Annotated in this window: 10 protein-coding genes; 6 read left to right on the forward strand and 4 right to left on the reverse strand. The window is 42.8% G+C overall.

Annotated features, from left to right (window positions below; translation table 11 throughout):
* Nucleotides 1-82 precede the first annotated feature (82 nt).
* The 3 genes from ACLOAU_RS04710 to ACLOAU_RS04720 form a co-directional block, all read right to left on the reverse strand.
* Nucleotides 83-913, reverse strand: coding sequence for an NAD-dependent epimerase/dehydratase family protein (locus ACLOAU_RS04710; RefSeq protein WP_427860693.1), 831 nt, complete (start codon nucleotides 911-913; stop codon nucleotides 83-85).
* A 70-nt stretch (nucleotides 914-983) separates the two neighbouring features.
* Complete coding sequence (locus ACLOAU_RS04715; RefSeq protein ID WP_427860694.1) at nucleotides 984-1,838, reverse strand: AraC family transcriptional regulator; 855 nt, start codon at nucleotides 1,836-1,838, stop codon at nucleotides 984-986.
* Nucleotides 1,839-2,110: 272 nt separating this feature from the next.
* Nucleotides 2,111-2,560, reverse strand: a complete 450-nt coding sequence (locus ACLOAU_RS04720; RefSeq protein WP_427860695.1) for an SRPBCC family protein — start codon at nucleotides 2,558-2,560, stop codon at nucleotides 2,111-2,113.
* Nucleotides 2,561-2,824: 264 nt separating this feature from the next.
* Between ACLOAU_RS04720 and ACLOAU_RS04725 the strand changes: the two genes are divergently transcribed.
* The 3 genes from ACLOAU_RS04725 (at nucleotide 2,825) to ACLOAU_RS04735 (ending at nucleotide 5,882) form a co-directional block, all read left to right on the forward strand.
* Nucleotides 2,825-3,706, forward strand: coding sequence for an alpha/beta fold hydrolase (locus tag ACLOAU_RS04725; RefSeq protein ID WP_427860696.1), 882 nt, complete (start codon nucleotides 2,825-2,827; stop codon nucleotides 3,704-3,706).
* Nucleotides 3,707-3,991: 285 nt separating this feature from the next.
* Complete coding sequence (locus ACLOAU_RS04730) at nucleotides 3,992-4,957, forward strand: Fic family protein (protein ID WP_427860697.1); 966 nt, start codon at nucleotides 3,992-3,994, stop codon at nucleotides 4,955-4,957.
* A 145-nt stretch (nucleotides 4,958-5,102) separates the two neighbouring features.
* Nucleotides 5,103-5,882 (forward strand): hypothetical protein, encoded by a 780-nt coding sequence (locus tag ACLOAU_RS04735; RefSeq protein WP_427860698.1) that lies wholly within the window; start codon nucleotides 5,103-5,105, stop codon nucleotides 5,880-5,882.
* Nucleotides 5,883-5,887: 5 nt separating this feature from the next.
* Here the strand turns inward: ACLOAU_RS04735 and ACLOAU_RS04740 are convergent, their stop codons facing one another.
* A complete protein-coding gene (locus ACLOAU_RS04740) occupies nucleotides 5,888-6,952 on the reverse strand; it encodes an AraC family transcriptional regulator (RefSeq protein ID WP_427860699.1) in 1,065 nt (354 codons plus the stop codon).
* 286 nt (nucleotides 6,953-7,238) lie between these two features.
* Here ACLOAU_RS04740 and ACLOAU_RS04745 point away from each other — a divergent pair, with 286 nt between their 5' ends.
* From ACLOAU_RS04745 to ACLOAU_RS04755, 3 genes are all read left to right on the forward strand, one after another.
* Nucleotides 7,239-9,665, forward strand: coding sequence for a TonB-dependent receptor (locus ACLOAU_RS04745; protein ID WP_427860700.1), 2,427 nt, complete (start codon nucleotides 7,239-7,241; stop codon nucleotides 9,663-9,665).
* 73 nt (nucleotides 9,666-9,738) lie between these two features.
* Nucleotides 9,739-11,151 carry a DUF4374 domain-containing protein gene (locus ACLOAU_RS04750; RefSeq protein ID WP_427860701.1) on the forward strand — a complete coding sequence of 471 codons (1,413 nt, stop codon included), beginning with the start codon at nucleotides 9,739-9,741 and terminating at the stop codon, nucleotides 11,149-11,151.
* A gap of 232 nt (nucleotides 11,152-11,383) precedes the next feature.
* A complete protein-coding gene (locus ACLOAU_RS04755) occupies nucleotides 11,384-13,027 on the forward strand; it encodes a S8 family serine peptidase (RefSeq protein WP_427860702.1) in 1,644 nt (547 codons plus the stop codon).
* The last annotated feature ends 102 nt before the right edge of the window (nucleotides 13,028-13,129 follow it).

Genomic DNA, 13,129 nt, shown 5'->3' on the forward strand with positions numbered 1-13,129 from the left:
TGCCAGGTATAAAGGTATATTGGCAGAACAAATGTCATAAGTATAATTGCTTAAGCCATTTAAAAGATGTACCGGGCTGGATCTACAGTAACCCCTCCTGTGCAGCCTGTTGAATCGTACGCACGGTTGGCTTAAAACCGAGACTGCGGGCAAGCGAACTATCGGCATGCAGCTGCCAGGGATTCTGCAATGGCTCTGCTGATGACTCCATCTTCTCTCCGAGAATTTGCAACAACTCGTAAATGGTTGTGGGAGCTTCATCAGAAATATTAACAGTCTTTCGGTCCATTACACCGTCTAAAGCCATGGCTATAGCAGTATAAATGTCGCGATGATGGATCGTGCTCATCCTCATGGCCGGGTGGAACTTTGCGTCAACAACATGGCGGGGTAACATTTCCAGGTGCCCGTCGCCATCCCCATAAACAAAAGTAAATCTTAAGATCGCCCAGTTGATTCCGCTTTCACGCAATTCTTTTTCCGCTGCTATTTTACTCGCGGGGTAAGCATGTATTGCTTCAACAACATCATCTTCCCTGCCGGGGTGTGGATTGTTACTATTATAAACATTAGATGTGCTTGCCATAATGAATCGTACATCAGGTGCATGCGTTTTTGCCGCTTCGATAAGGTTGCGCGTACCCTCCAGGTTAACCCTCCAGATCATATCAGTGTCGTGGGTGCGAAACACAGCTGCCAAATGGATGATCGCTGACATGTCTTTAACTGCGTTTGAAAGGGATGTTGTATCAAGCAGGTCCCCGTTCACTGCGGTCACCCCTTCAGGTAGCATTTTACCACCACGTATTAATGCATAGCAATCAAATCCTGCATTGACAAGCCTTGGCAAAAGCCTCGCTCCGACCAATCCGGTTACACCGGTAACCAGTATTTTTTGAGATTGTTTAATCATATATTTTTAATTGATGAAAAACAAAGTTCAAAAGTATAGCGGCAATAAACCCGGACAAAAGTTGATGAGTTCAGGACAAATCCCGGAAGAAACCAGCTACCGTTTTCCCCGTTGCTTTTTTAAACAGGCGGGAAAAATAATCAGGGTCATTAAAGCCCAGTTCAAAAGCAAGTGTTTTAACAGATGAAGGTTCGCCATAATGCAGGCGGCGTCTTGCCTCTAATATGAGGCGATTGGTGATAAATGCTTTGGGAGACAGGCCAGAGTATTGCTTCACAATCTGGTATAAGCTATCAGTGCTCAACGCCAGCTTCTCTGCAATCTGGCTGATAGCAGGATGATCGGTAAGATGATTTTCGACAAACACTTTGAATCCAATAAATTTTGAAAGCTTCTCCTCTGCCGGTTTTTGCTGTTCGAAAAAATAGGCTGTATTTATTTCCGTTAATAAACTGTTGAGATGCGCCAGAATAAGTTCGGGTTCTGTATCCGGAGTAGCTAAAAGGTCTAAAAGGATTTCAAAAATGGCCTTCAGCCGGGTAGCCGGAGCTGGTTTAAAACTGATCTTATGCTGATGGAGCGGGTTTAGCAGAAAAGGGTATTGTTTAGGTAACCGGGAAAGACATTCTTCATCGAAACCTAATTTATAATAATCGGTTCCATGTGTGGCAGCCGGTAATTGTTGCATTTGATGAGGTAAAGAGAAAAGTAGTTCGTGGTTTCCTACATCAAATTTTTCGAGGTCAACGCCATGTTGCGTATTGCCATCTACTACAAAAAGAAAAAAGTAATAGGGCAAACGGTTGGTACGCTGATATGGTGCGGCATCCTCTTCTGATAGATGCCCAAAACCAGGAGAAACAATCCGAATAGGTAACTGATTGTTTTGACTAAAATGCTTCAATAACGAATCGATCTTTCCCATAATACAACTACTTACAGTACGGACTTTTAATGTTATAAACCAGACAGGCAATTATTCAAGAGAAAACCAGGCAAAGCCCTGCGGCACCCTGCTATCATACTATCGCCGATGAATAAATTTTTTATCACACCAAAGATAGATATCTATTATTACCCGCAATAAGCCTGTTCCTTTGCCGGTCAGGTCGTGTAATAGTAACTCACACTTGATAAAACAAAAAGACCAGCCCCCGGCCGATCTTTTCGCAAACTTCTATTCAAATCGCTGAAGCATTATGCATCAGGAATTTCAGGTTCCACGAGCTTCGCCAGCTTTTCGAGTGACTCCTGCCAACCGAGATAGCACATAGCAGCAGGTATCATGGGTGGAATATTTTCCTGGGTGATCTTAATATCTGTACCAGCGATGCTTTTTGTAAGCCACACAGTAGTGACCATCTCACCCGGAAGGTTGGGATCGTCAAACTGATCGGTATATTGTAAAAACTCGTTAGGTTTTATCTCCAGGTATTTGCCACCAAAAGAATGGCCGTTGCCTGTTGTAAAATTGGTAAACGACATGCGGAAAGTTCCCCCGGTTTCGGCATTTATTTCGTGAACAGTGCAAAGAAATCCGTAAGGAGGCAACCAGCTGGCGATGGCCAGGCTATCGGTAAAAGCACGGAATACTTTTTCAGGGGAGGCTTTCAAAACCCTGTGTAATGATACGTTGTTGTCAGACATAATATTAGTTTTATCCTACTCGTATGGCTTTTCGGTTTCGCCCGTTTATGTGGTTGCTGCTCCACTCGTTGACAACACAAAGATGGCATCTAAAATGAACAAACAGGGAGTGTATCTGCGACAATTAAGGGGTGATATCCGCTTTATAAAGAGGTTGAACCGCGAAGACGCCAAGACGCAAGGAGTAACATAATATCGTTTACAAAAAACTTTGCGCCCCCGCGCCTTCGCGGTCAAACAACCAATACTATTTCACTCACTATCATGATCCATAAAATCACTATCTTTCTAATTGTAGTTTTGTTTGTAACAGCCTGTAATAACCAACCCATTCTAAAAGCAACAAATAATATGACTATCAACGACACCCCCACCATGACAGCCGGCCACGCCGCAGTAAACGGCATTAGCATGTACTATGAAATATATGGAGAAGGCCGGCCCCTGGTGCTGATACACGGTGGCGGCTCTACTATTCAAACCAGCTTTGGCAGGATCATTCCCTTACTGGCACCTCATCACCAGGTTATTGCCGTAGAGCTGCAGGCTCATGGCCGCACCAGCGATCGCAACATCGAACTTTCTTTTGAGCAGGATGCCGATGACGTGGCTGCATTACTTACAAGTCTGAACATTACTCATGCCGATATTTTCGGATTCAGCAACGGCGCTAACACAGCCTTGCAAATAGCTATCAAGCATCCGCAGCTTTGCCGTAGAATTATTGCGGGTTCTCCACTGCTGAAAAAAGATGGCAGTTTCCCGCAGTTCTGGGAGTTTATGAAACAAGGCACATTCGACCAAATGCCGCAGGCCTACAAAGACGCATTTTTAGCCGTTACACCAGATAGTGCCAAACTGATGACGATGTACCAGAAGTGCGCCAATCGAATGATCTATTTTAAAGAGTTTAGCGATGCTGAGATACAATCCATACAGGCACCGGTGTTACTGGTGAACGGCGACCAGGATGTAGCCACATCACAACATGTAGTAGCTATGTCGAAACTGATACCCCATTGCCGTTTGGCCATTATACCCGGCGGACATGGCGCTTACATGGGAGAAATTACCACTTTGAAACCCGGTTACCAAAGCAGCGACTTTATTGTGCCACTGGTAGAGCGGTTTTTGGAGGATGATTAAGGCTATTTGCAAAAGATGATGACGTCACTTTGATCCGTAGACAATATATCGCCGCTATGCGGCTCAGAACACCTTCGTGAAAAAAACTGCTTTTAATATTATACCGCTACGCGGCATTTATGCGGTTTACTGAACCTCAATAATATTATCAAATCATTCCATGTACACTTTTAAAATAGCATTATGAATTACCCCGGGTATACAGATCCGCATGGCGGCGATATTCATTCAAGCCCTGGTGCGATAATTTCATAAGATCATTTTATGTAATTTTGATAGTATCAAATGATAGTATCAAAATTGAAACCTCCATACGAAATAACGTCTTCCATCCTTGCATTGATCACTGCTATTGCGCAAAAAATAGGAGCAGTAAACGCTAGCCTTCTTGTTAAACAGGATCCGAAACTTCGTAAGCAAAACCGTATCAGAACGATTCATTCCTCTTTAAGTATTGAGGGTAATACCTTGTCGGAAGAACAGATAACTGCTATTATAGAGAATAAAAGAGTGGTGGGACCTGAAAAGGATATTAAAGAAGTACTAAACGCCCTGGATGTTTATAAGGGTATCCGCCTATTTAAACATTACTCCGCAAAGGACTTCTTAAAAGCCCATCAAATGCTGATGCAAGGGTTGGTTGCAGATCCGGGCAAGTACCGCACCAAGGGTGTTGGGATTGTAAAAGGATCTAAACTCGCACACCTGGCTCCCCCGTCACAAAATGTAGGGCATCTAATGAAAGATCTTTTCGTTTATCTAAAAGACCCTTCGGAACTCACACTTATCAAAAGCTGCGTATTTCATTATGAAATGGAATTCATTCACCCCTTTATGGATGGCAATGGTCGAATGGGTCGCCTGTGGCAAACCCTTATATTAATGAGCGAATATCCGTTATTTGAATTCCTTCCTTTTGAAACGTTAATTTCCAAAAATCAAACTGCCTATTATAAGGCACTTTCTAATTCGGATAAAGAAGGAAAATCAACCCGGTTTATTGAGTTCATGCTCGATATCATCAATCAATCGCTTGACGAGTTACTTAGGCATCGTACTAAAAAGTTAAATGAAACAGAACGCCTGGCTGTATTTTTAGAGTCAAACAAAAAACACTTCACCCGACAGGATTATATGAAACATTACACCGAAATATCCAGCGCTACTGCCAGCCGGGATTTAAAAAACGGAGTAGAAAATGGTTTATTAATAAAAACGGGAGATAAAAAAACAACAAGGTATAAAAGTTAACCGGATAGCTACAAAAGTTTAGAAGACATCTTATGGCTATAATATATGGGCTCATCGAAAAAATTATTACCAAAACTGTTATTATTAAAAACTTACTTATTTTGCTGCCCGATTCAACGCTTATCAAAAAATTGGAACGCTAAACATGGAAGAGCAAAAGAAAAATGGCAACGCAAAAAAGAAAGTACTGCTAACCATCATAATAATACTTGTAGCTATAGTGGCTGGATGGTTTATCTATAATGCTGGCAAAAGAAATGGCGAAATAGATGCCTTATCAGGCGATAATGTAGCTTATGCAACAGATGCAACTGCAGATGAGCATGGCCTGGCTACCATGCAGGATTATGAATACTGGAAAGGCGCTACCTTCCGTATCAGCGAATATGATAATATCCCTGTTAATTATAAAAGAGCTATTGTGAAAATATTTATGGATAATAAATATTACGAAAGGGATGGGGAAGATCAATACCACCTGACATCCATCAAGGACCGGGCGCCGAAAATTTATGCCTTTGGCAATTTTACAGGCCGTAGCCAGGAAGGTAAACCCGATATGGCTTTCTTATTAGAGAAACAGGATTTTCAGAGCAGCGCACTCTTCGTTATTTCGAGCCTGGGTGATATTTTATATTGGAAAGAGTATAGCTCAGACCTTCCTATTATTAATGCTTTCAAAAAGGGCAGCAAAATATTTATAGACGAGCCTACCCTGGAGCCATCGCCCCTGGATGGCATCATCATACAATTCAAATACAGTAAGGACGCCCTGGTATACAATAGCCAGTTAAAAACATTTGAACCTTATCATCAATATACCAAAGAGGAATTAGAGAGAGACCACGAAGAAAGCGATGAGCCAGACGTAGAGCCTGAAGAAGCGACCATGCAGCAACCAGACTCGTCAAAAACGGCAGAATAGCTTATTTAAAGAGGAAGCATCGGTACACTTTCCAATCCCAACAACAATTCAGATTCATGCAATAGTGTTACGAGTAACAATTTGATCTGGTGAGGCAGGTAACCGAAATATTTTTTAAAAGCCGTGGTAAAATGCGAAGCATGTTTATAGCCTGAAAGCCTGGCTACCTCTGCAATTTTCATATCCTCATTAATCAGCAATTCTTTGGAGCGGTTCATGCGCTGGGTATGTACATACCCGAAAACGGTAGTTCCAAATACCTGCTTAAAATGCTTCTTCAAATAGCACTCGTTGGTACCTACCTGTTGTGCCAGGTCGAGTAAGGTACACGAACGGCTTATATCAGCATCAATAATATCCTTTACATCGTACATTTTCTCCAGGTTGCTGTCGCTGGTATAAATTTCAGGCATCGCTTTATAGAGCGCTTCATACTCCTGGAACTGCAGCATCAGCAACTCAATAAATTTTGATTTTAAGTAAAGCGTTTTGTAGTAGTTCTTATGCTCAAACAAAAACATATCGTATAAAAGCGACTTCATGCGGGAAGTAACTTCTATGCTTCTTTCATTCAATAGCACGGGGTTATTTTCTTTCAGACTACTGAAAAAAGTTTCGTGCATGGGGTTGTCTGACGAAAGGAACCGCTTAAAATAATCCACCTCGATGTTGATTATATACAGTTCCGAATCTGCCTCCCGGGTCCAGACGTTATCAAATACCTGGGTATTGATAAATATCAGGCCACTTTGGTTATGCTGCACATCTGCAAAGCTTTTACCTGTAAGCCCGTTGTTAAAAACGCCGCGGCATTTAAAACAAAACACCAGGCTTACATACGGTTTACAGCTTTTAATGGAGAAAGACTGGGTTTGAACAGAATTACCCAATATGCGTATAAAATGAATGTCTTTGGTAAGAAACTCGTAAAAATCGCAGTTATAAGGATCGAAAAGGTCGCTGTTATGCGATTCCACTACTTCATGCTCTTCCATCCGGAACAGGTCTGAGTAGGGAACAACAGTTGTTTTCAACGCCTCACCATTAAGCATAGTTTCTACACTTTCCATTACTTATTCTTGCCTTAAAGGTTTCGATCTCATTGCAAAAATCCGCTATTTTCTTCCCGGGCATTTACGGGATGCGGAATTTTTTTCAAAATTCCCGATTGCGTTATTGCTTTTCCGTTTCCAGTAAATGAACCATTTCACCTTTGCACCCTGAAAGTGGCTGGAGGATCTGCAACCACTAAGCTCCGTTTTCAAACGCCGGGCAGACTCCACAACCCTCCACTGGAATAAATAGCGTAAGCAGATGGGATATAACAAAACAATGGTGTGGGTAATAGGTTGCAGCATGGCAATCTTTTTTTGCTTAAACCTGCAGGCGCAACAACCCGCTGTGGTAAAAGGCACGGTGAGCAACGAAAAAGGACAACCTGCAGAAAAAGTAACCATCGGCGTTTCTGAAAAATCCAATTTTACGGTTACCGATGCCAAAGGAGGTTACCAATTATCTCTTCCCGCCGGCAAGCACACTGTTACCGCTACGATGGTAGGATACGAATCGCAGCATGCCGATATTGAAGTAGCCGAAGGCAAGACCATTATCCTGAATATCCGGCTTAAAAAGTCTAAGCCAGAAGACCTCGAGGAAGTGACAGTTGGAGGCGTTACTAAAAAGAGAGCGCTGGAAACCCAGGGGTTTGCAGTAACCGTTATCGAAACTAAAGAGGCTTCGTTGAGAAACTTAACTACTAATGAGCTGCTCGACAGGGCTGTGGGTGTGCGGGTGAGACAAAATGGCGGCGAGGGTTCGCCTATTGAATATAACCTGAACGGTATGTCGGGAAGCACCATTGGCTTATTTCTCGATGGTATAGAAATATCTACCTATGGCTCTTCTTTTAACCTGAATAATATCCCTCCGGCGATGATTGAGCGGATAGAAGTATATAAAGGAGTATTACCCGCGCATTTGAGCGGCAACTATATAGGTGGAGCGATCAACGTGGTAATGAAGAAAGACGCATCGGCCAATAATATTACCGCGGCCCTTTCCTACGGATCTTTTAATACCTACCGGGCCGACGTAAGCACTTTGTACCGCAATCAAAAAAATGGGCTAACGGGACGCGCGTCAGGTTTCTTCAGTCATTCGGATAACAACTATGAAATGTGGGGTAAATTCTCGAAGTACACCTTACCGGGAGGACGCATTATTCGTAATTACCGTACCCGCAGACCTAACGACGAATTTGAAACCATCGGCGGACATTTTGAATTGGGCTTTACCGATGTAAAATGGGCTGACCAGTTTTTTGTTGGCTATAATATATCGGACTCCTATAAAGAAATTCCTCATGGTGTTACTATGACCAAACCTTATTTTGGTCGCTTCAACGAGTACCAGGCGCATGTGTTCAGCTTAAACTATACCAAAAGGAATCTCTTTGTAGATGGGCTTGCCTTAACAGTAAACGCTGTACATAGCATGCGGAATACCTACTTGCAGGATACCGTTAGCTTAAGGTACAATTGGGATGGAACCTTGCTGGTAAAGAACTCAGAAGGTCCGCCCGAAACTTATGGCTACGAGCCAGGAAGAGGTCAGCAGGGGGAGGCTGTGATCAGTGATATTGACCGTACCATTTCCAATATACGTTCCAACCTGGCTTATACGATTGTTTCAGGTCACCGGGTTTCATTAAATCATAAGTTTGAGAACGCTAACAGAAACGATAAAGATCTGCTGAACCCCGCAAGAAGCCGATGGATCACCCAGAACGAGTTAACGACGAATATCTGGGCGCTGAACTATGAATCAGAGCTTTTTAAAGGCAAGTTAAGAACGAATGTTTTTGGTAAATATGCTGTTTATCTAACCGACCAGACTATCCCTGTAAGGGAAACAGAGGGCGTTTTGGTGTATGAAAACAATAAAACAAAACGAGACAACCGGGGTTTTGGTGGTACCCTTTCTTACCAGCCCATTACAAACGGTTTTTTAATCATATCTGCAGAAAAGTCTTTTATCATGCCTACCGACCGTCATATTTATGGTGAGCCGGAAAACAACCTGTTACCTAACCCGGATATTCTGCCTGAAATGGCCATCAACTATAACCTGGGAGCCCGTTATAATATTTCACGTTCCACTAAACATAAATGGTCATTCTATGCCAATGCATTCTGGAGAAACGGGTACGATAAAATCATTCAGCAAACCCGTGTAGATCCGGTAATTGAAGGGCGTGAAAACCAGGTAGAAGATATACAGGTGACACAATTTGTGAATCTATCCAAAACTCAATCCGTGGGTTTTGAGGCGGAAGTGAACTACATTTTCAACAACCGGCTGAATGCCATGTTCAACCTGTCTAAGTTCAACTCCCTGTTCAAAGTAGAAACTGACGAAAGGGGAAATCCTCATAGCCTGTATGACAGACAGGTACCTAATGAACCTTTTTTCACTGTAAACGGCAATCTGCAGTACCGTTTGAACAATATTTTTCAGAAACGCTCGGTGTTGAATCTTTACTATAATGTTGGCTATGTAGCTCCTTTTAGTACGATCTGGATAGAATCGGAATGGTTTACCACACCGGCACAATTTCCCAATGACATGGGCGCCAGCTATCGCTTCCCTACCGGCAAACTGGTGGTGAGCCTCGATTGCAAAAATATTTTCAACGCAGAAGTATATGACAATTTCGGAGTTCAAAAACCCGGAAGAGCCTTCTTCATAAAATTAAATTATACCATCAACAATTTTAATAAATAAAAATGTGGAATAAGCCAGGATATACAATGTTCAATGTTCGCTCGGGCAATTCCATGAGATAAAACCAATAATTATGAACAATAAACTTTTAACAAAAGTTATGTTTGGCGCAGTACTGGTAGCCGGTGCTTTGGGCGCTTGTAAAAAAAGTGATAATCCTGTTACGGAAGGCCCGTCAGGTCCTGATGCATGGGACAGAAAATATATTACATTAACCGCTGCTATTCCTGACGGTGAAGGCACAGCAGGAAATGGCGGTACCATGGCGTATGCGATTACCCTTGACCAGGCCATCAATCCTAATTTTGAAGTAAGTGCAATCGCAAATGGTTATGGATTAAGATCTCAGCGTACGGCCCGTGTGCAAGGATCTGCCAATGGCAACTTCCTCTATAATATCCAGTATACCGGAACCGACGGCGGTATTTTTAATAAATACAAAGTGGAAGGTCAAAAGAATTTTGTTGATACCCGCGAAGAAGTAAACACAGAACCTATCCTCGGATCTTCTCCACGTTGGGTGGTTGCATCCGATGGTATTGGAGTGGGTGTATACGCTTCTACCGTTATAGAAGCTTCGGGTGCAGGTGCGGGTGCAGACTTCATTGATGTAAAAAGCACAGCAAAAATCGCGGTACTTAATTTAAATGATCCTCAAATTACCCGCCAAACTGAATTTACTATTCCGTTTACTCCGGAGCAAACTAAAGCCGGGTATCAGATAGGTCGCATTGATGTACCTGTATTAAACGCAGCAAAAACTAAACTTTTTATTGGATGTAACTTAAGCAGAACGGATCCTACCAAAAAATCAGGCGTTAATGCTACTACAGGTGCTCAAACCTGGACTTCAGGAACAAGAGAGCTAGGAACCGCTACTTTGGTTGTTGATTATCCGTCTCTATCTAATCCTAAATTGATTTATGTGGATCCGGCTATCAGCAAAGTTAACAATCACTCTTACCGCACGATGACCCAGTATGTAGGTACTGACGGACACGTTTACCAGGCAACGGCTACTTCAGGTTCTCAAATCCTACGAATTAGCAGCACTACTAATGAATATGACAACAGCTATAATTTTAATTTAAAAACTGCCTTAGGAGCTGCCAATAACGTAGCTATTGCTTCATGGAGATATATTAAAGATGGCATTGGCATTGTCTTATATACAGAAACAGGAGTAGCCGGCGGATACATTGCTTTGGTTGATTTAAATGCAAGAACAGCTACTAAACTGGTAACAGACAACCAGACAGATGCCGGATTCTCCGGACTTACTGCAGCTCAAAATGGCGGGAAAGCCTTAACCGGAACATTTGGTCAATTCCAACATATTGGATTGGCAGGTGATTATGCATATGTTCCGATGACTCCAAACGGCGTAGATGGGAATTTGTATTTGATTAATTGGAAAACGAAACAGGTTACCAAAGGTGCGAAATTGAAAAACCAATCTGGTAGTTTCTACCTAGGCGCTTACTAACAATACCTCTCATTATCATAAGAGCCTGCTGCGTCTAGTCATGATGCAGCGGGCTTTTTTATGGCAACTTCAGTAGAGCTGATGGAAGAACAGGCTATTGCAAAAACAAGATGTAAAATTTGTCGTAATTTTATTGTATAAACACTAACACAAATTGAACAACAGGCCCTTCACAAATAGTACCCATCTAATAACAATTACAAAAACTTCTAAGCGTTTTGCTTTTGGAGTAATGTCTTCCTTTTTGATGTTGCTATACTTTACCGCCTGTAAAAAAGAAAAGCTGCCGGAAGCAGAACCGCCTGCACCGAACTTCTCTGTCACACCCTCCAGCATCACACTCAATTTAAATGATTCTTACCTGATACCACTTTATGTGCTTAAAGACAAAGACACCCTGCCTGCAACAGAAGTAGTGTGGAAATCGGAGAATGACGAGATCGTAGGGTTTTATTCTCCGGGTGTTATAACAGCCAAATGGGCCGGACAAACGAATGTTATAGCCCAGGGCAAAGACGGCAAAGAACTGGCCCGCTGTGCCGTAACTGTTACCGATTCTAATGTTTATAAACTACGACTCATACTGAAGGATAAAGGAAAGCATACGACATTGTCATTAAGTAATCCTTCGGGATTTCTTTCGGCCAAAGCCCTGCAACGCAGGCAAAAACAATCGATCAACGTAGACGAAAATGACCTGCCCATCGCAGATGAATACCTGCAGGAGATCACCAAAATTGGTGGCACCATTGTGGCCAAAAGCAAATGGCTCAAAACAGTTAGTGTACATGTTAGCGACCCCACCTTACTCCAAAAATATAAAGCACTTCCTTTTGTAGCAGATGTAAAAGTAGTATGGGCCAAAAGAAGCAATGTTTACAAGGGTCCTTCAGTTGGCTGGAATTTTCCCGGAAGTAACGCATCAGCGGCTCCCAACATAACTATATCCACCGACAATAACGTTTACGGACCTGCCTACGAAAATATCAGGCAAAATAAAGGCAATGCCTTACACCAGTTGGGTTTTAAAGGCCGTAATATAGCCATCGCGGTAATTGATGCGGGCTACAAGGATGTTGATAAAAACGCGATGTTCAATAATGTTCACCTATTGGGGGCTAAATCTTTTATTTACGAGCAGCCCAACCCGTTTTTTATGGATGAGCATGGGGTTGCTGTATTATCTATTATAGGGGGTGCGAAACCGACCCAGTATGTTGGCGCTGCTCCCGAAGCCAGTTATTTATTGCTTACATCAGAAGATAATACCGACGAATATCCCATTGAGGAAGATTATTATGTAAACGCATTGGAATATGCAGACAGCGTGGGTGTGGATATTGTAAATACCTCCCTGGGATATAAAGGGTATTCTTTCCCGGACATGACCAATACATTCGAAATACTAAATGGTGCAACGGCCCACGCTTCCCGGGGTGTATCTATGGCTTTCTCAAAAGGTATATTGGTAGTAGTATCTGCGGGAAACGATGGCAGCTTTGTAGGAAGTCCTGCCGACTCGCCCGGCGCATTGACAATAGGAATGACTGACGCTGCAGGGACAGTAACAACTGCCAGCTCCAGGGGCATGACGGTAGATGGCCGCATCAAGCCGGATGTAATAGCCATGGGCGCCGGCAGCTACAGGATTACCAGCCTGGGTAACATTGCTACCGGAACCGGCACTTCTTTCGCCGCACCGGCGATCACCGGCATGGCCGCCTGTTTATGGCAGGCTTTCCCTAATCTAACCAATCTACAAATAAGAGATATTATACGGCAGTCATCCGACAGATATGCCAATCCTGCATTGCCCTATGGCTACGGTCTGCCGGATATGCAAAAGGCCTATACCCTGGCTCAGCATCTAAACTAGTTTGATGATCCGGTCAATTTAAAGAGAGCATTTTGCCGATCACAATGCTGATATTTTTTTTAACCATTTAGGGGTTAATGAACATTCATGGTATCATCCCGG

The organism is Paraniabella aurantiaca (genome assembly GCF_050309965.1).
Lineage (GTDB): Bacteria > Bacteroidota > Bacteroidia > Chitinophagales > Chitinophagaceae > Niabella.